General features: G+C 64.0%; 13 protein-coding genes. 8 read left to right on the top strand and 5 right to left on the bottom strand.

All coding sequences use genetic code 11. The features are described 5' to 3' along the window. Positions 1-346: 346 nt before the first annotated feature. From mutM to ABS769_RS18785, 3 genes are all read left to right on the top strand, one after another. Entirely contained in the window at positions 347-1,162 is an 816-nt protein-coding gene (gene mutM, locus ABS769_RS18775; RefSeq protein WP_317061387.1) for a bifunctional DNA-formamidopyrimidine glycosylase/DNA-(apurinic or apyrimidinic site) lyase, read from the top strand. A 184-nt stretch (positions 1,163-1,346) separates the two neighbouring features. Further along, a complete protein-coding gene (locus ABS769_RS18780; protein WP_317061388.1) occupies positions 1,347-2,450 on the top strand; it encodes a DUF4380 domain-containing protein in 1,104 nt (367 codons plus the stop codon). Between the two features lie 67 nt (positions 2,451-2,517). Continuing rightward, entirely contained in the window at positions 2,518-4,119 is a 1,602-nt protein-coding gene (locus tag ABS769_RS18785; protein WP_317061389.1) for a glucan biosynthesis protein, read from the top strand. Between the two features lie 155 nt (positions 4,120-4,274). Here ABS769_RS18785 and ABS769_RS18790 read toward each other — a convergent pair whose 3' ends face one another. Together ABS769_RS18790 and ABS769_RS18795 are read right to left on the bottom strand one after the other, a co-directional pair. Then, positions 4,275-5,519 (bottom strand): GAF domain-containing sensor histidine kinase, encoded by a 1,245-nt coding sequence (locus tag ABS769_RS18790; RefSeq protein ID WP_317061390.1) that lies wholly within the window; start codon positions 5,517-5,519, stop codon positions 4,275-4,277. 464 nt (positions 5,520-5,983) lie between these two features. Beyond that, on the bottom strand, positions 5,984-6,619 hold the full coding sequence (locus ABS769_RS18795) for a thymidine kinase (RefSeq protein ID WP_006452668.1): 636 nt from the start codon (positions 6,617-6,619) through the stop codon (positions 5,984-5,986). A gap of 114 nt (positions 6,620-6,733) precedes the next feature. Here ABS769_RS18795 and ABS769_RS18800 point away from each other — a divergent pair, with 114 nt between their 5' ends. The 3 genes from ABS769_RS18800 (at position 6,734) to ABS769_RS18810 (ending at position 10,549) form a co-directional block, all read left to right on the top strand. Beyond that, a complete protein-coding gene (locus ABS769_RS18800) occupies positions 6,734-8,710 on the top strand; it encodes a UvrD-helicase domain-containing protein (protein WP_317061391.1) in 1,977 nt (658 codons plus the stop codon). A gap of 63 nt (positions 8,711-8,773) precedes the next feature. Then, a complete protein-coding gene (locus ABS769_RS18805) occupies positions 8,774-9,364 on the top strand; it encodes a GNAT family N-acetyltransferase (RefSeq protein WP_317061392.1) in 591 nt (196 codons plus the stop codon). A gap of 150 nt (positions 9,365-9,514) precedes the next feature. Then, positions 9,515-10,549, top strand: coding sequence for a DUF4272 domain-containing protein (locus ABS769_RS18810; protein ID WP_317061393.1), 1,035 nt, complete (start codon positions 9,515-9,517; stop codon positions 10,547-10,549). Positions 10,550-10,683: 134 nt separating this feature from the next. Here the strand turns inward: ABS769_RS18810 and ABS769_RS18815 are convergent, their stop codons facing one another. Then, positions 10,684-11,352: a YceH family protein gene (locus ABS769_RS18815; protein ID WP_317061395.1), complete on the bottom strand. Its 669-nt coding sequence runs from the start codon at positions 11,350-11,352 to the stop codon at positions 10,684-10,686. A gap of 127 nt (positions 11,353-11,479) precedes the next feature. On the opposite strand from ABS769_RS18815, the gene ABS769_RS18820 reads away from it, so the two are divergent. Both ABS769_RS18820 and pyrF read left to right on the top strand, forming a co-directional pair. Beyond that, the gene (locus tag ABS769_RS18820; protein WP_317061435.1) at positions 11,480-12,445 is read left to right on the top strand and encodes a 5'-nucleotidase, lipoprotein e(P4) family; all 966 of its coding nucleotides are present in this window, start codon (positions 11,480-11,482) and stop codon (positions 12,443-12,445) included. Then, positions 12,442-13,173, top strand: a complete 732-nt coding sequence (gene pyrF / locus ABS769_RS18825) for an orotidine-5'-phosphate decarboxylase (RefSeq protein WP_317061396.1) — start codon at positions 12,442-12,444, stop codon at positions 13,171-13,173. Before ABS769_RS18820 ends, pyrF begins: the two co-directional genes overlap by 4 nt. Positions 13,174-13,413: 240 nt before the next feature. Here the strand turns inward: pyrF and ABS769_RS18830 are convergent, their stop codons facing one another. Beyond that, a complete protein-coding gene (locus tag ABS769_RS18830; RefSeq protein ID WP_317061397.1) occupies positions 13,414-14,934 on the bottom strand; it encodes a tryptophan halogenase family protein in 1,521 nt (506 codons plus the stop codon). Between the two features lie 232 nt (positions 14,935-15,166). Further along, positions 15,167-18,196: a TonB-dependent receptor gene (locus ABS769_RS18835; protein WP_317061399.1), complete on the bottom strand. Its 3,030-nt coding sequence runs from the start codon at positions 18,194-18,196 to the stop codon at positions 15,167-15,169. Positions 18,197-18,387: the final 191 nt, after the last annotated feature.

Below are 18,387 nucleotides of genomic sequence, written 5' to 3' on the forward strand. Positions count from 1 at the left end.
ATGGTAGTGTGGCTCAAGCCATGCGAGAGTAGGTCATCGCCAGGGGCTTTACCCGAAACCCTCAGTCCGAAAGGATTGGGGGTTTCTTTTTGCGTGGAATTCGGCGCGATAAGCCGAGGCCAAGGCCGGGAACCGAAAGTTGACAGGAAGGCGACAGAAAAATCTGCAAATGTCGCTCTGATACCAGCTGCGTTTGAACATCCGCGAAGCGGTGCTGGACGAGACTGCAGTAGTCAAACTGACGTCCAAGCGTAGATCTGGCTCAGACGAGATTTGGGTTTATCTGGCTCTGCCACCATATCCATCACGTCGGCAACATCGCCGGCCCCGCCTATTGGATATCTGCATGCCTGAGCTTCCCGAAGTCGAAACCACTATGCGCGGCCTGGCCCCGCATCTGGTTGACCAACGGATTCATGGCGTCATCCTGCGACGACCGAATCTGCGCTGGCCCATTCCCGAGCAGATCGAGCAGCTGCTTCCTGGCGCCACCATTACCAACGTACGACGTCGCGCCAAGTATCTGTTGATCGATACCGATGCTGGCGGCAGTGCGCTGCTGCATCTTGGAATGTCCGGAAGTCTGCGCGTGTTGCCTGGCGATACATTGCCGCGTGCGCACGATCATGTGGATATCAGTTTGGAAAATGGACGCGTGCTGCGCTTCAACGATCCGCGCCGATTCGGCTGCCTGCTGTGGCAATCCGATACGCAGGTGCACGAGTTGCTTGCTGCACTTGGTCCCGAACCATTATCGGATGCATTTACTGGCGATTATCTGCATGCACTGGCACGTGGCCGTCGGGCCGCGGTGAAAACCTTTCTGATGGATCAAGCAGTCGTCGTCGGCGTGGGGAATATTTACGCTGCCGAAAGCCTGCATCGCGCGGGAATCAGCCCCTTGCGAGAGGCTGGAAAAGTATCTTTGGACCGCTACCGACGATTGGCTACAGCAGTCAAAGACATTCTGGGATATGCGATCCAGCGGGGAGGTACGACGTTGCGTGATTTCATTAGCCCGGACGGTGCGCCTGGTTACTTCGAGCAGGAACTCACGGTGTATGGGCGTGAGGGTGAGGCCTGCAAGCAATGTGGACGTGTGTTGAAACACGCCACTATCGGACAACGCGCGACGGTGTGGTGCGGGAGTTGCCAACGTTGACAGCGGGCTAGGTCACACGCGCTGATCGAAACAACAGTATCCAGTTCTGGATCAGCGACGGCGTCTGGCGAGCAGCCTCAAGGTCAACGCGAAGGGCGCACTCAGAACCGCAGTCACCGATGGCTCGCTGGTGCGTGGCTCTGCATCGCGCCACAATCGTTGCGTCCTGCGATTGGAGTTGTACATGCCTGCCTTATTGCGTCGCTTCGTGCCGCTTATTGCTGTTGGTGCATTTACGTTGCAGCCTGCAGCAAGTGTGTGTGCCGAGGAGCTTGCGTCCAGCCCCAAGGCCGCAATCGAGCGCATCCAGCTGCACAACGAGGTTATCGAGTTCAGTGCCACGCCTGCGCTCGGTGGGCGAGTGCTGTCCTTCAATTTGAGTGGACACCCCAACGTGTTGAAGACGGGCATCGCCGTAGACCAGCAACCTGCGCCGGAGGTCTCTGCCACTGCAGGCGATATCCCATATCTGGGCCACGATATCTGGGTAGGGCCGCAGAGTCAGTGGTGGCTGCATCAACAGGTCAACCCCGCACGTAAAGCCGCAGCTGCAGTGTGGCCGCCGGATCCGTATCTGTCGTTGGCAACCACACGCACGGTTACACGCAATGGCAATCAACTGATCCTGGAAGGCGTACCCAGTCCGGTCACCGGTGTACAACTACGCAAGCGTGTTGCGCTCTCATCCACGCGTGCCGATACCGTGGAGGTGGAGGCCACTGCACGCAATATCCGCAAACAACCTATCGCTTGGGATCTGTGGTTCAACACGCGGGTTGCAGCCAGTACGCGTGTCTTCGTCCCGGTGGCCAATGCGGCTGATATCCGCGTTCAACCGCCGACGGAGGCTGGCACGACTGCGCCGACGTATCGCCATCACGAGGGCGTCTTCGTGCTGAGTGCCGATACACGGCAGGACGGGCTGATCCAGCGCGGCAAGCTGTTGCTGCAGCCTTCGGCTGGCTGGATGGCGGGTTTTGCAGGTGGTCAGGTGCTGGTGATCCGCTTTACGCATCAGCCACTGGCGGCGATTCACCCTGAACAAGGGCAGGTGGAGTTGTATCTGGATGCGCCACCACAGCACCCCGAGCAAGGACTGCTGGAAATGGAGGTGCACGCGCCGTATCGGCAGCTTGCACCCGGTGCTCAGATGCAGGCGCAGGAGCAGTGGACCTTGCTGCGTTACAGCAGTCCTAACGAACAGCAGGCACAGCGACAGTTCCTGTGCAGCAAGGCGAAAGAGCTGGGGCTGAGAAACGCGTGCGCGTCTTCGTCAGCGGCGCCCTGAGCATCGCATTCACGTGCACGCCGGGCTGTGGCTATGATGTCGCCATTCCCTGATCAGATCGATGCGCATGCAACGACGCCACTTCCTGAAAAATGCCGCTGCCGCTCTGGCCGCGCTCGGTTTGCCGGCGTTGCCGCAATGGGCATTGGCGGCCAAGGCAGTGGGCCTGCGTCGGTTGGGGCAGCCGCAACCGTTCGACTATGCCTGGCTCAAAGGCCAGGCGCAGGCGTTGGCCAAGGCGCCGTACAAGAGCCACAAGCAGGTGCTGCCCGGACCGCTTGAAGCCTTGAACTGGGATCAGTACCAGTCGATCCGCTACCGCCAGGACCACGCGTTGTGGGCCGATGGTAATGGCAAGTTTCAGGCGAAGTTTTTCCACCTGGGGCTGTACTTCCATACCCCGGTGCACATCTACGACATCGTCGATGGCAAGGCGCAGCAGCTGGCCTATGACCCGGCTGCGTTCGATTACGGCAGCAGCGGGCTGGGCGGCAAGCAGTTGCCTAAAGACCTGGGGTTTGCAGGATTTCGTCTGAACACGCGCAAGGACACCGACCGCGACTTTTCGGCGTTTCTGGGCGCGAGTTATTTCCGTGCGGTAGGCAAGGAAGGCCAGTACGGGCAGTCGGCGCGTGGCTTGGCGATCGATACCGGAACGGGTGGGCCGGAGGAGTTTCCGGATTTCATCGCCTATTACCTGGAGCAGCCAGCGGACGATTCGGACACTGTGGTGGTGTACGGGCTGCTGGACTCGCCCAGTGTTGCCGGTGCGTATCGGTTTGCCATCACCAATGGCGAGGTGCTGGTGATGGATATCGACAGCGCGCTGTATCCGCGCAAGGCCATCGAGCGGCTCGGCATCGGCCCGTGCACCAGCATGTACCAGGTGGGCGAAAACGACAGCCGGATGGATTGGGACTGGCGCCCGGAGATCCACGACACCGATGGCTTGGCGATGTGGACCGGCGGCGGCGAGTGGATCTGGCGGCCGTTGTGCAACCCGCCGCAGCTGCGCTTCAACATGTTTGTGGACGAGAATCCACGCGGGTTCGGGCTGCTGCAGCGCGATCGCAATTTCGACCATTACCAGGACGATGGCGTGTTCTATGAGAAGCGCCCGTGTCTGTGGGTAGAGCCGAAAAGCGGTTGGGGCAAGGGCTCGGTGCAACTGGTGGAAATTCCGACCGTGGACGAGACCTTCGACAACATCGTGGCGTTCTGGAATCCGCAGGCCAAGCCGCAGCCGGGGCAGGAACTGCTGATGGGATATCGCCTGTATTGGGGCGCGCACCCGCCGGCCAGCTCGCCGTTGGCGCATTGCGTGGCCACACGCACCGGCCTGGGCGGCATCGTCGGGCAGAAGCGCAGCCATTTCTCGTGGCGGTTTGCGGTGGATTTCGCGGGCGGCGACTTGGCTGCATTAGTCAAGGATTCCAAGACCAAGGTCGAGGCCATCATCCAGGTGTCGCGAGGAACTACCGAGATCGTATCGGCGCGTCCGCTGCATGAACTCAAAGGCTATCGGGCGATGTTCGACCTGGTGCCGCCAGATGACAGCACCCAGCAGATCGATATCCGTCTGTTCCTGCGCGGCAATGGCAAGCCGCTGACAGAAACCTGGCTGTACCAGTGGACGCCGCCGCCGGCGAGCGAGCGCAAGATTTACTAGGGCGCAGGCACGTCGCGCAGCCATGCTGCGCGACCGATAAGTGGCACCATCGTCAGTGACTTACGAACAGCGTGATGCCAGACCGCCGATTTGGAATATCGACCGCGGCCGCGTGACAGCCGCGCAGTTATTGATGCACCGCCGACGCGCCCGGCTCAGGCCGACGTCGCGCTGTTGACCAGTTGCATGCGTGCAAGCGGGCGCACGCAGGCCAGCTCTACACGGAAACAGGTGCCGTCTTTGCCGCTGGTGATGCGCAGTTCGCCTTGATGGGCCTGGGCGATCTGGGCGGCCATATGCAGACCCAGATCGACTTCCGGCAATGCCCGTCCGGGGGTGTGTACATGGGTGGAGGCTTGCAGCACATCGAGCCGGCGCGGATCGATGCCGTCCAGATTGCAGACTTCGATGCGCAGGCGGCCGTTCTCGGTCACTGCAACCGCCTTGATCAGCGAACTCTGCTGACCCTGCACCACCGCGTTGATCATCAGGCTGCCGAACATCTGCGCCAGGCGCACGGCATCGCCATGTACCGGTTCGTCGATGGCCACATGCGTGGACAGCACCTGGTTGGGGTACGCGGCGCGTGTTTCGTCGACCACTTGCGAGAGCGCGTCGAGCAGGTCGCTGCCGTTGCCGTAGTCCAGCTGCAGCCAGTCGCGTTCGATGCCACGCGCGAAATCGCTGGCGAAGTCGATCAGCTCTTCCATGCGCCGCAGGCTGCGCTGCATCGAGCGTAGCGAGGCGCCCTGACGCTGGTTGAGCGGGTCGATGAATAGCGCGTCCACCACGGCGTGCATCGATTGCAGCGGGTTGCGCAGGTCGTGCCCAAGGATGCCGATGAACTCTTCGCGCAGGCGCGCCGAGGCACCGATGCGCCCCAGTTCGCTGCGTGCCCGCAGCGATTCCTGTGCGCTCTCTTCGGCACGCTGCTCGGCCTGGATCTGCGCGGCCAGTAGTTGCGCCAGCAGCTCGACCTTTTCCACCAACGGCGCATCCATGACCCGGGGCAACGGGTCCAGCGCGCACAAGGTGCCGAACACGCTGCCGTCGTCGAACTTGATCGGCACCGAGACATAGCTTTCGAAGCCGTAGAGCCGCGGTGAAGGATGGTCGCGGAAGACCGGGTGCTCCGAGGCATGGCCGAACCACACCGCATTGCCCTGGATGCGCACGCTGTCGCAAAAAGTGGTGACCAGCGGCAGTTCGTCGCCAGGCAGCAGACCGAAGGACAGGTCGTCGCGCACCTGGCAGGTTACCCAGCGCGTATCGGTCACGCGCGCGACGGCGGCGAACCCCATGCCGGTCAGACGAGTAAGGATGGTCAGCACATCGGGGACCGACGATAGCCGGCCAACACGCGCGATATCTGCACGTAATTCGGAGGGAAGCGGACCCATATATTGCCTCCCGACAAATGGATGGTCGCAAGCTTACAGGACTGTGGTTGAGCTTGGTTGCATGTAGATCGCTGCAACGCTGGGGCAAACGATACGCTTGTTGGTGGGGCGCGGATATGCGGCGGCGATTGAATGCCTGCAAGGGTTTAACGGCGCATCACAAGCGCATAGCGGACCAGATGATTAACGGCATTTCGGCTGAATTCTTCAGTGAGTCATCACTGCGCGCTGCCCGCTGACAGCGGGGAAATATCGGGGCGTGGTGACACCGACTCATCACTCATGGAGGCTGCCATCGACGCGTTGGCTAATGGTCAGTCGGTAGACGATGGCTCCGGTGTAGCGATGCCACCGTCGTCGGCCGATTTGTCGATGACAGCCCGCACAGAGGATCGGCATCGCCCGCTGTATGAGCGGCATTCCAGCACCGCGCTGCGCCGCTGGCAGAATGAGGCGGTGGGGCGTTACGCCCCCGCAGGCGGCAACGGCAGTGCAATCTGCAGCGGGTCGATGCGGCCTTCGCCACGCATGATTTTCTTGAACTCGGCACGGCTGACCGACACGTAGCGCTCGTTGCCGCCGATCTCCACCTGCGGGCCGTCCTGCACCGCATGCCCTTGCGCGTCCACGCGCACGGTCATGGTGGCCTTGCTGCCGCTGTGGCAGATGGTCTTGATCTCGTCCAGCTCGTCGGCCCAGGCCAGCAGGAACTGGCTGCCCTCGAACAGCTCGCCGCGGAAGTCGGTGCGCAACCCGTAACAGAGCACCGGCACGCGCAGGCGGTCGACCACCTCGCTCAACTGCCAGACCTGCGCACGGTTGAGAAACTGCGCCTCGTCGACCAGGACGCAATGCAGCGCACCCTCGGCCTGGATGTCGCGCTCGATGAGCTGCTGCAACTCGGTATCGCGATCGAAGGTGCGCCCGTCCGCGCGCAGGCCGATCCGCGAGGCCACCACGCCGCTGCCGGCGCGGTGATCGAGCTTGGGCGTGAGGATCAACGTGCGCATGCCGCGTTCGCGGTAGTTGTGCGCGGACTGCAGCAAGGTGGTGGTCTTGCCGGCATTCATTGCCGAATAGTAGAAATAGAGCTTGGCCATCGGTGGATTTTACCGGGCCGCGCGGCATGCGGTACTGGCTAGGCAGCATGAACCGGCACCGCCGGCTCGCCCGACGCGGCGCCGGTACAATGGCCCGCTCTGTCGGAAGCCTCTATGCACGGTCTCAATCCCCCGCAAAGCGCCGCAGTGCTGCACTGCGAAGGTCCCTTGTTGGTGCTGGCCGGTGCCGGCAGCGGCAAGACGCGCGTGATCGTGGAAAAGATCGCGCATCTGATCGCCATCGGCCGCTATCCGGCCAAGCGCATCGCCGCGATCACCTTCACCAACAAGTCGGCCAAGGAAATGCGCGAGCGTGTGGCCAAGCGTATCCGTGGCGATGGCGCTGAGGGGCTGACCATCTGCACCTTCCACGCGCTGGGGCTGAAGTTCCTGCAGATCGAACACGCCGCTGCCGGTTTGAAGCGCGGCTTTTCGATCTTCGATTCCGACGATGCCGCCGCGCAGATCAAGGACCTGATGCACGGCGCCAAGCCCGATGCGATCGAGGACGCCAAGAATCTGATCTCGCGGGCCAAGAACGCCGGCATGTCGCCCGAACAGGCGATGGCCGCGGCACGCAGCAACCGCGAGAAGGAAGCGGCCAGCCTGTACGAGCGCTACCAGGCGCGGCTGACCACCTTCAATGCGGTGGACTTCGACGATCTGATTCGCCTGCCGGTGCAGATCCTGGAAGCCAACGAAGAGATCGTGATGGGCTGGCGCGAACGCATCGGCTACCTGCTGGTGGACGAGTGCCAGGACACCAACGATGCGCAGTACCGGCTGTTGAAGATGCTGGCTGGCCCGCGCGGCAACTTCACCTGCGTGGGCGACGACGATCAGAGCATCTACGCCTGGCGCGGTGCCAATCCGGAAAACCTGCAGCAGATGGGCCGCGATTATCCGGCGCTGGAAATCATCAAGCTGGAACAGAATTACCGCTGCTCCAACCGCGTGCTGCGTGCGGCCAATGCCTTGATCGCGCACAACCCGCACGAGCATTTGAAGACCTTGTGGAGCGACCAGGCCGACGGCGAGCGCATCCGCGTGTGGGAATGCCGCGACAGCGAGCACGAAGCGGAAAAAGTCGCCGCTGAAATATCGTTCCTAGGTACCGCCAAGCAGGTGCCGTGGAGCGATTTCTGCATCCTGTTTCGCGGCAATTTCCAATCGCGGCCACTGGAAAAGGCGCTGCAGCTGCTGCGCGTGCCGTATCACCTGACCGGCGGCACTGCGTTTCTGGAGCGGCAGGAAGTCAAGGATGTGCTGTCGTGGTTGCGGCTGATCGTCAACCCCGAAGATGACGCGGCGTTTTTGCGCGCAGTGCAGTCGCCCAAGCGCGAGGTCGGTGCGACCTCGCTGGCGCGGCTGGCCGAGCTTGCCAGTGCGAAGTCGGTACCGATGTCGCGCGCGGCCGAGTCGATGGGCGCGCTGCAGCATCTGCCGCCGCGTGCGGCCAATGGCCTGAGTGCGTTCACCGACATCCTGCGCGATATGCGCGAGCATTCGGCCAGGCTGCCGGCGGGGGAACTGGTGCGCATGCTGGCCGACAAATCCGGCCTGCTCAACGACCTGCGCAATCAGTCCAAGGACGAAACCGGCTTCCAGCGCCGCAAGCGCAATCTGGACGAGCTGGCCGAGTGGTTCGAAGGCGGCCCGCGTGGTGCAAGTGCCAGCGATCTGGCCGCGCAGCTGGCGCTGTTGTCGCGTAACGACAAGGACGATGGCGGCAACCAGGTACGCATGATGACCATGCACGCGTCCAAGGGCCTGGAATTCCGTTACGTGTTCATCGTCGGCTGCGAAGACGGCGTGCTGCCGCATGAAGTGAGCCTGGAAGAAGGCAACCTGCAGGAAGAGCGCCGGCTGCTGTATGTGGGCATCACCCGCGCCAAGGAGCAGCTGTGGATGAGCCACAGCAAATTGACGCGCAAGTTCGGCGAGCATGTGCGGCTCAAGCCCAGCCGCTTCTTCGACGAGATCCCGGCCGAAGAATTGCAGCGCGATGGCGCCGACCCGGTGGCCGATGCCGAGCGCAAGAAGGAGCGCGCCAGTGCGGGCTTGGCGGCGATCCAGGCGTTGTTCGACTAGCGGTTGTTGCGTACCGTGCAGGCTTGCCAGCGACACGCCTGCACGGCAGTCTGGTTTGCCCTGATGCTGGAGTGCGCCGTGACTGTCGTGATCGAAACCCCGCGTTTGCGCCTGCGTACGTTGGATCCCGAGCGCGATGCCGACGCAGTGCTGACGCTGGTCAACGACCCCGGCTTCATCGCCGGCATCAACGACCGCGGTGTGCGCACCCGCGAGCAGGCGCGTGATCATCTGCGTGAGTGGGCGCAGGCGCACCAGGAAAAATACGGCTTTGCGCACTGGGCGGTGGAGACACGCGCCGAAGGGGCGTTTGCCGGCACATTGGGGTTGTTGTGCCGCGATACCTTGCCGGTGCCGCATATCGGCTTTGCGCTGCTGCCCGAGCATCGCGGTAAGGGCTATGTCAGCGAGGCCGGGCGCGCAGTGCTGGACCATGCGCGCGATGTGCTGGGGTTGCCGCAGTTGTGCGCGATCGTGTCGCCGGACAATGCCGATTCGATTCGCGCGCTGGAAAAACTCGGATTGCAGCGGCAAGGCCTGCGCGTGTTGAGCCAGGAGGACCATCCGGTGCTGTATTACACGATCGCGCTCGCTCCGGCCGACATGGACAGCCGGGCAGGCCTGCGGCACCCTGGCGGCGACTCTCACCGCTGAACGCGGCCGACACAACGCAGCAAACAATCGTCAGCGCGGCGGGCACGGCGCGCAGGCATTTCGGTGGACGAGCGGCGCAGCGACTCCGCACCGCACCTGCCTGGCGATGAGCGCCGTCGTTGTGTCCATCGCCCCGACAAGGACACTTGCATGCCATTGCTGGTCAACGCCTATTCCACGCTGCGCGAGCCGTTGTGGCCGGATTTCCTGCCGCGCGCCGCCGTGCAGCACCGCGACCACGCCGATCCGGAATTGGCCACGCATCTGCATGGCTTCGTCGGCTACGTGAGTCAGGCCGGCGACGGCCAGATGACCCAGCCGCGCTATCACCTGATGCGGCACGTGCAGCGGGTACGCCAGCACTTCACTTTCGAGGTCGACGATGCGGCTTTCGGGGAGTTGGCGCAGTGGGCCGAGCAGGCCAACGCGGTGTGTTTCCTGGCCGACGGTAGCGTGCGCGATCCGCACGGGCGGGTGCTGATCAGCCAGGGCGAGCCGGCGATCGATGAGCAGGCGCAGGTGCCGTATCCGCCGGATGCCTTGCAGCGGCGTGCGCAGCAACTTGCGCAGCTGACCGCGCAAGGCATCCGCGTGCCACCCAGCCTGCCGCCGGTGCCTGGCGAGGCCGAAGCACGGGTGCGCGATGCGGCGGCGGTGACGCAGCGCATGCTGGCATTGTTTGCGGTGGCCTTGCGCGCGGAGATGCTGGCCGCCGGCGATACGCCACCGGCGTTGGAAGAGATGGACGCCCGCCTGCCCGGCGTGGCGGTGGCACTGTCGCCGCAGGAGCGCGCCTTTTTTGCCCAGCCTGCGCCGGAGCCGCAGCAGCTCGCCAACTTCGGCTGGCGCTACGAGAGCCTGGCCGTGCTGCAGTGGGCCCTGGGGCTGGCCGACGCGCTGCCGGAGCCAACCGACCTGTGCGATGTGCCCTCGGCTGCCCAGCGCGCGCTGGAGCATGCCGAAGCAGTGACGCGGCCGTCGCTGACGCTACGGCCAGTACCCGAACTGCTGGATGCGCTGGACCGGCACTTGCGCCTGCACTGGGCGGTGCGCCAGGCCGGCCAGACCCAGCAACCGCCACCGGCCGGCATCGTGCCCGGCGTGGTCTACGAGCGTCACTACACCCTCAACTGGTTGCTGCACTTCGAAGATGCCGATTGGGACGAGGTGGATACGCCGACCTAAGCGGGTGGCCGCAACGTGCGCCATCACCAGTCGGCAAGGACGTCGTCTGTCGGCCTGGCCGGTCGGTGCGCGGGCTGCGATCCGATGATGGGCGGCGAAGTGAAGTGGACATCTCCGACAGGAGAACAGCGCCCTCAGGCGCCAGCGGCCTCCAGGCGTGCCTGCACCGCAGCCAGCGCATCCTGCAGATCGGCGACGGTGGCTTCCAGGCTGTGCACGCGCGCTTCCAGCTCGCTGCTGTCGGCGCTGCTGCGCAAACTCGGTGCGGCACGCGCAGCCGCCGCCTGCAGCGCTTCCACATCCAGTTCGCCACTGAGCAGATGCGCATAGCGCTCCTCGCGCTGGCCACTGGCACGCGGCAGTTGCACCGCCAGGTTGCGCTGGATCAACCGGTCCAGATGGTGGCGCACGTCGTCGGCATCGTTGAAACGCACCAGCCGCTCGCTGCGTGCATACAACTCGCCCAGCGTCTGCGGGCCGCGCAGCAGCAGCAGGCCAATCACGGCCACTTGTTGCCGGGTCAGATCCAGCACGCTGCCCAGCCGGTGTTCGTAGCGCTCGGCGCGCGAGGAAAACTGCTGGCGCACCAGGCCCAGGGTTTCCAGCTGGCGCAAGGCGTGATGCACCACGCCGGTCTGCAGATTCAGCACCGGCTCGCGCGCGGTCTTCTGGTTGGCGGCCACTTGCGCGGCGTTGACCGTGAGCGGATACGCATCCGGCGTGGTCGCCTCTTTTTCGATCAGGCAGCCGAGCACGCGGGCCTGGGCGGTATCGAGGACGGGCGGGGTAGGTGCGTCTGTCATGGGTGACTCCGGGGGCGATCAGCCCGCAAGCATACCGATCCTGCTCGCGGGCGCTGCCAGCAGTGCGATGGAAGCGTCGGCACACGAACCCGCTAAAATCGCCGACTTCATTGCCGCTCCTGTTCTGGTGGATGCCATGCGCCCCTCGCTTTACGCCCCGTTGTCCCTGCTCGCCTGCACCGTGCTGGCCTTGAGCGCCTGCAAGCCCAGCGACAAGGAGTTGGCCCAGCGTGCGCAGGGTGCCGCCGTGTCCGCCAATGCGGCCGCCAGCGCCGCCGCCGCCAAGACCGCCACGCAGCCCGCAGCCACCACCGCACCGGCCGGCGACGACAATCTCAACGCAGTGCTGTGGATGCAGCGCTCGGAGGAATACCGCGCGGTGGCCGAGCAGACCTACCGCGCCGCCGCCGACAAACTAGATGCCGCGCTCAAACAATCCAACTGGGACGCGCTGGTACCGGAAGAACGCGGCAATGCCGCCACCGGGCTGAAGCCGGCGGTGGTGCTTGATGTGGACGAGACCGTTCTGGACAACTCGCCCTACCAGGCGCGCCTGCTGCGCGACGGCAAGGAATACGACGAGCTGAGTTGGGACCAGTGGGTGGCCGAGAAGAAGGCCACCGCGATCCCCGGCGTGGTGGATTTCGCCAAGGCCGCCAACGCCCGCGGCATCACCCTGATCTATATCTCCAACCGCGCCGTGCATCTCAAGGACGCCACGCTGGCCAACCTGCGCAGCGTCGGGCTGCCGGTGGCCGATGACAGCGTGTTTCTGGGCCTGGGCACGGTGGTCCAGGGCTGCGAGCAGAATGGCAGCGAAAAAAACTGCCGCCGCCAGCTTGCCGGGCAGAAGTACCGCGTGCTGATGCAGTTCGGCGACCAGCTGGGCGACTTCGTGCAGGTCACCGCCAACACCAGCCAGGCGCGTGGTGCGTTGCTGCAGCAATATCACGACTGGTTCGGCGAGCGCTGGTGGATGCTGCCCAATCCTAGCTACGGCGGCTGGGAGCCGGCGCAGTTCAACAACGACTTCAGCAAGCCCTGGCAGCAGCGCCACGACGCCAAGCGCGCCGCGCTGGAGGTGGCCCGATGAGCCGCGCACCGTTGCCGCTGGCCGCGCACGAGCGGCTGATCTTCGCGCTGGATGTGCCCAGCCATGACGAGGCGATCGCCTGGGTGGACCGGCTGGGCGACTCGGTAGCGTTCTACAAGATCGGCATGGAGCTGCTGGCCTCCGGCGAGTACTTCCACGTGCTCGACGCCCTGGCCAAGCGCAACAAGCGCGTGTTCGTCGACCTGAAGTTCTTCGACATCCCCGCCACCGTGGCCGGCACCATCCGCCGCCTGGCGCAGTGGCCGGTGAGCTACTGCACCATTCACGGCTGGCACGCCGGCATGCTGCAGGCCGCCGCCGAGGCCAACCACGGCGACATGCGCCTGCTGGCGGTGACGGTGCTGACCTCGATGGGCCGGCCGGACCTGGCGGCGATGGGCATCGACCGCGAACCGGTGGAGGTGGTGGTGGAGCGCGCGCTGGCCGCGCAGGCCGCCGGCATCGATGGGGTGATCGCCTCCGGCCAGGAGGCCGGCCCGATCCGCCGCGCCACCGGCCCGGCCTTTTCGATCGTCTGCCCCGGCATCCGCCCCGGCGGCCCGGTCGGCGACGACCAGCAACGCACTGTGGGCGTGGCGCAGGCGTTCAACGACGGCGCCGATGCCATCGTGGTCGGCCGCCCGATTCGCCTGGCTGCCGATCCGGCGGCGGCGGCGAATGCGATCCAGGCCGAGATTCGTACGGCATTGGGGCAGCGCCAGGCGTAGTGGGAGGCGCTTGATGGCATCCGCTGGCTAATAAAATCAATAAGTTAATTCGGTAGAATTAAAGTGTTGCTTTAACGTTAAGGGCTGCGTACGATGCCCCTCGTCCGATGTCAGTCGGAAGCTGTGCCACTCATTGTCCACCGGGCTTGTCCCGGTTTTCGAAGGGATCGGGCCTTGTGCCCGATCCTTTTTTTTGCCTGCCGATTGGTGCGCGCGACGAGTGCGACGCTGCGCCATCGTTCAACGCGGCGCCGCCGCCTTGCAATAGCGATCGATGAACTGCTGGTGGGTCGGCATGACATCCACGCAGTGGCCGATGGTCTGCGCGATGCTGGCCAGGAAGAGTTCGGCGTCATGGTCGGGCACCTGGTCCACCAGCGGGTGATAGCCCTGCGGCAGCACGCCCTGGCCCACCATCACTTGCACCCAGCTGATCTCGGCGAACATTTCCTCGGCATTGCGGTAGAAGCGCCCGCTGTCGCGGAACAGGTCCAGGGTGAACTGCAGCTCCGGGGTGATCGGCATGGTGCGGCAGTGGCGCCAGAACGCGCTGTCGTCGCGCTCGGTGGCGTGGTAATGCAGCACCAGGAAATCGCGGATGCGGTCGAACTCGAACGCCAGCCGGTCGTTGTAGCGCTGCACCAGCACCGGGCTGATGCCCTCGCGCGGAAACAACTCCAGCAGCCTGGAAATGCCGGCCTGGATCAAATGGATACTGGTCGATTCCAGTGGCTCCAGAAAGCCGCTCGCCAGGCCCAGCGCCACCACATTGCGGTTCCAGAACTGCTTGCGCCGCCCGGTGGTGAAGCGCAGCGGGCGCGGATCGCCCAGCGCTTTGCCATCCAGGTTGGCGAGCAGCGTGGCGGCCGCTTCGTCGTCGCTGATGTGTGCGCTGGAATACACATAGCCGTTGCCGGTGCGGTGCTGCAGCGGAATGCGCCACTGCCAGCCGGCCGCGCGCGCGGTGGAGCGCGTGTACGGCGTGGGCAGGCCGACGTTTTCACACGGCACCGCCAGTGCGCGATCGCAGGGTAGCCAATGGGTGAAGTCGTGGTAGCCGGTGTGCAGGGCTTCTTCGATCAACAGCCCACGAAAGCCCGAGCAGTCGATGAACAAGTCGCCGCTGACTACTTGTCCGGAGGCCAGCTGCAGCGATTGCACGTGGCCGGTGTCCGGATGCAGTTGAACCTGTTCGACCAGGCCTTCGATACGCGTGACGCCGCGCTGTTCCGAATAACTGCGCAAAAAGCGCGCGTAGTGCGAGGCATCGAAGTGGTACGCGTAGGCGATGTTGGCCAACGGCGAATTGGCCGGCACATCGCCGGCCGAGGTCATGAACTTGCCGCGCACGGCGGCCACGGTATTGAGCGTGTACGCGCCTAGCGGTTGCGCCTTGCCGCGCAGGTGTTGCTTGATCCAGTACTGATGGAACGGCAACAGCCCGAGCGGATGCCCGATCTGGGTGCCGAAGCCGTGGATGTACGAGGTGCCGGGCCGCTGCCAGTCGACGAACTCGATGCCGAGCTTGAAGCTGCCCTGGGTCTGTCGCACGAACTCGGCTTCGTCGATGCCGAGCAGATTGTTGAAGGCTTTGATGTGCGGCACGGTGGCCTCGCCGACGCCCACGGTGCCGAGCTGTTCGGATTCGATCAGCTGCACGTTGAAGCCGGGGCCAAGCACGCGCGCGAAGGCGGCGGCCGCCATCCAGCCGGCGGTGCCACCACCGACGATGACGATGTTGCGAAGCGGAGCGGGGATCATGGAAGTCCGGTCCTCAAGAGAAATAAAAGCCACTGACAAAACGTCTGCGCGCACTACCTGGCGGTTGCAACCGGTGCGATGTGCAGCACGCATTTGCATGCGTTGACGCACCCACCTGACGACTGCTCATTACGTTTTATCAGCCGCTCCAGGAGCTGATAGGCGAACGGGGCCAATCGGCCCCGTTCGAATCACGCGCATCCAAGCGTATGCGCGTGCAGGTTACGTTGGATCAGAACTTTGCGCCCACCTCGAAGATCACGCTGCGTGGCACGTAGCTGATCTCGCCGTTGTTGACAACAGTGATATCCGGGTCAAGCCGTCCGTTGCTGCCGAAGCTGTTGTACTCGTACTGGGTGAAGTTCTTGAAGTCGAACGCGTTGAGCACGTTGACCCGAGCGGTCAGCTTGAAGTCGCCAGCCACGGTGAAGTCCTTGGTGGCCTGAAGATCGACGGTGCGATAACCCCAGATCTTGCCGCCCAGCAGGAACTTGCCGTTGCCCGGCGGGACGACGCCGACCTGCTGGCAGGTGCCGCCATCGGGATCGGTAAAGCCGTAGCAGGCAATCGTGTTGATCGGCTCCGGCGTGGCCAACACCAGCTTGGCGCCGAAGGTGACGCCCCACGGACCATCCAGCGAGCCGGAAGCCACGAAGCGATGCGCAGAGGCCGCATCGGACTTCACGAACGGGTAGTCGCGGATGGTGGCCTTGTCGAACGCAAACGGCTCGTCGATGTTGCGGTTCTGGCGCGCGCTGGTATGCGTGTACGCCAGGTTCAAGCCCCAACCCGATTCCTTGGTGTAGGGCTTTTCGGCCGACAGCAAGACCTGGCTGCTGCGCTGCTCCAGACCGTTGTCGCCGATGATCGTATTGCGATAGCCGGGCACCGGCTCGCCCCACGGTACGCCACCGTTGGCATCGAAATACGCGCCGTTCGGATAGCGGTTGACCAGGCTCATCACCAGGCCGTCGTAAGACAGGATGCGCTGGAAGGTGACATCGGTCAGCCAGTCGCCAACCTGGTTGCTGATGCCGATGCTGTACTGGTCGCTGTACGGGGTCTTGAGCTTGTTCTTGAACATGAAAAGCTCGGAGCTGTCGTTGGTGCCATCGATCGTATTGAGCTGATCGATACCGTTGAGAAACGCCGGATTCCATGGGGCGCAGACACGGTCGTCGCGGAAGCAGCCCTGGCCGCTGGCGGCATCGCTGAAGTACACCACCACCGGCGACAACGCGGCCTTGACCGATTCCAGCGCCAGCTGCTCGAACAGATTGCGGTCGTAGGAACGACCGGCGCCGCCGTGGATCACCGCCGCCTCATCGCCGAACAGGTCGTACGAGAAACCCAGACGCGGCGCCCAGGCATCCTTGAAATTCTTGCGGTTGTTGCCGGTGCTGATGTAATCGGCCACGTTGACGCCGCTGGGCAGCAGGCGGTTGGCCCACGGCTGACCGGGGTTGGCCGGGTCGTCGGAATACAGCGCATCCACGAACGGCTGCGAGGTCACGAAGTCGGTGTAGGCCGGGGTGTCTTCGTAGTCGTAGCGCACGCCGATGTTGATCATCAACTTGTCGGTGGCGGCCCAGTCGTCCTGCAGATAGATGCCGTACTGCTTGGACGGCGATTCGACCACCGGCAGCTGGCCGGGATTGTCGAACGCACGGATGTAGCGCACCTGGAACGGCACCGGCGCCACGCCGTTCTGGCCGACTTCATAACTGAACTGCGGATTGAGCGAGCTGGATTCGCGCGAGGTCAGCTTGATGTCGCGGTAGGTCACGCCGGTCTTGATGGTGTGCTCGCCGTGCCACTCCAGCGCATTGAAGGTCAGGTCGTTCTGGAACGACCAGCCCTTCTGGCTACGCAGTTTGAAGTCTTCGCCGCTGGCGGCGCCGGTATTGAGAAACACCCACTGGCGCGGGTCGGCCTGGGTGCGATCGATGTAGGTGTAGATCGAACCATTGCCCACGCCGCGCGGCGTCGGCAGATTGCGCGAATCCTCGGTGGTGAGGATGGCTTCGTTGAACCAGCCATCGGCACTGTGCTGCCAACGCAGGCTGGTGCGCTTGTCCTTGTTGACCTTGTCCACGGCGCGGTCGGGCGCGTTCTGGCCGCCCACGTTGCTGACCTGGGTTTCGTCGCGGTACTGCGTGGCCAATTCGATCCGATCGTTGTCGGTCGGTTCGAAGTCGATCTTGCCGAAGTACAGGTCCTCGCTAAACGGCATGTTCGACGCGCCGTATTGATCGCGCAGGTTCGACGGCAACAGCCCGATGAAGGGCGTCGCTTCGGCACTGGGCTGCACGCTCTTGGGCGCGACGTTGTCCTTGCCTTCGTAGGCGAAGAAGAAATGCATGCGGTCCTGGATCAGCGGTCCGCCGATCGCAAACCCGTATTCCTTGGTCTGCGAATCGACCTTGCCGTCGGCTTCGTCCGGGCGCTCTTTACGCAGGTCCTGATTGGTGAAGCGGTAGAACGCCTCGCCGTGGAACTCGTTGGTGCCGGACTTGGTTGCCGCAGTGATGGCCGCGCCGCTGATCTGGCCGTACTCGGCCTTGTAGTTGGAGGTAATGACCTTGTATTCGCCGATCGCCAACTGCGGGAACGGATTGCCCTGGGTCTCGTCCTGGCCGGCAATGCCGCCGCCGGAGACGTAGCTCTTCTGGCTCACGCCATCGATGTACAGATTGCTGGAGCTGGCGTTGGACGCACCGCCGCGCAACTTGGTGTTGCCGTCCTGGTCGATGGTGAACACCATGCCCGGCACGGTGTCGGCAAATTCCAGGAAGTTGCGCGTGGCCTGCGGCAGCTGCTGGATCTGGCGCAGCGACACGGTGTTCCCCACTTCCGAAGTTTTCACGTCGCGAATCATCGGCGCGCTGACCGTCACCGTGTCCAGCGTGGTCGCATCGCCGGCCGGCGCTGCCGCCTCCGTGCCGAGATCGACGGTGGCGCTGGAGGCCACCGACAGGGTCACCGTGCGGCTGGCGCCGTTGGATTCGACCTTGTAGGTGCCCGGCTGCAAACCGACGATGGTGTAGTTGCCGTTGGCATTGACCGGTGCGCGTCGCACCGAGCCGGTGGCGAGGTTGGTGACGACGACCTCGCTGCCGCTTTGCGCGGACGCGACCTGGCCGCGCAACGTAGCGTTGCTGGACTGGGCCATGGCCGGGGTGGTGGCGAACAACGAGGCAGCCAGGGCGCAGCACAACAGGCTACGTGCGGGCAGGGTGGAGACGGTGCGGTGAGTCTTCATGACTTTCCCCCTCCCAGGGGTAAAGCGCGAACCAGTGAAGTGACTGGCGCGTCAGGTTGGTGCTTGGTGTGGACGGAACGGGTACAGCGGCAACAGACAGCAGAGACTGCAAACACAACAAAAACGATCGCGAAGGAAGCGTGTTGCCTACAGCATCGCTCGCATCAAGCAACGCGCTGCGTGGACACACT

Source organism: Xanthomonas hortorum (genome assembly GCF_040279205.1).
GTDB classification, from domain to species: Bacteria; Pseudomonadota; Gammaproteobacteria; order Xanthomonadales; family Xanthomonadaceae; genus Xanthomonas; species Xanthomonas hortorum_F.

Excerpts from the sequence above, each read along its gene's own strand:
- mutM (WP_317061387.1), top strand. The coding sequence starts at position 347 with ATGCCTGAGCTTCCCGAAGTCGAAACCACTATGCGCGGCCTGGCCCCG.
- ABS769_RS18780 (WP_317061388.1), top strand. The coding sequence starts at position 1,347 with ATGCCTGCCTTATTGCGTCGCTTCGTGCCGCTTATTGCTGTTGGTGCA.
- ABS769_RS18785 (WP_317061389.1), top strand. The coding sequence starts at position 2,518 with ATGCAACGACGCCACTTCCTGAAAAATGCCGCTGCCGCTCTGGCCGCG.
- ABS769_RS18790 (WP_317061390.1), bottom strand. The coding sequence starts at position 5,519 with ATGGGTCCGCTTCCCTCCGAATTACGTGCAGATATCGCGCGTGTTGGC.
- ABS769_RS18795 (WP_006452668.1), bottom strand. The coding sequence starts at position 6,619 with ATGGCCAAGCTCTATTTCTACTATTCGGCAATGAATGCCGGCAAGACC.
- ABS769_RS18800 (WP_317061391.1), top strand. The coding sequence starts at position 6,734 with ATGCACGGTCTCAATCCCCCGCAAAGCGCCGCAGTGCTGCACTGCGAA.
- ABS769_RS18805 (WP_317061392.1), top strand. The coding sequence starts at position 8,774 with ATGCTGGAGTGCGCCGTGACTGTCGTGATCGAAACCCCGCGTTTGCGC.
- ABS769_RS18810 (WP_317061393.1), top strand. The coding sequence starts at position 9,515 with ATGCCATTGCTGGTCAACGCCTATTCCACGCTGCGCGAGCCGTTGTGG.
- ABS769_RS18815 (WP_317061395.1), bottom strand. The coding sequence starts at position 11,352 with ATGACAGACGCACCTACCCCGCCCGTCCTCGATACCGCCCAGGCCCGC.
- pyrF (WP_317061396.1), top strand. The coding sequence starts at position 12,442 with ATGAGCCGCGCACCGTTGCCGCTGGCCGCGCACGAGCGGCTGATCTTC.
- ABS769_RS18830 (WP_317061397.1), bottom strand. The coding sequence starts at position 14,934 with ATGATCCCCGCTCCGCTTCGCAACATCGTCATCGTCGGTGGTGGCACC.
- ABS769_RS18835 (WP_317061399.1), bottom strand. The coding sequence starts at position 18,196 with ATGAAGACTCACCGCACCGTCTCCACCCTGCCCGCACGTAGCCTGTTG.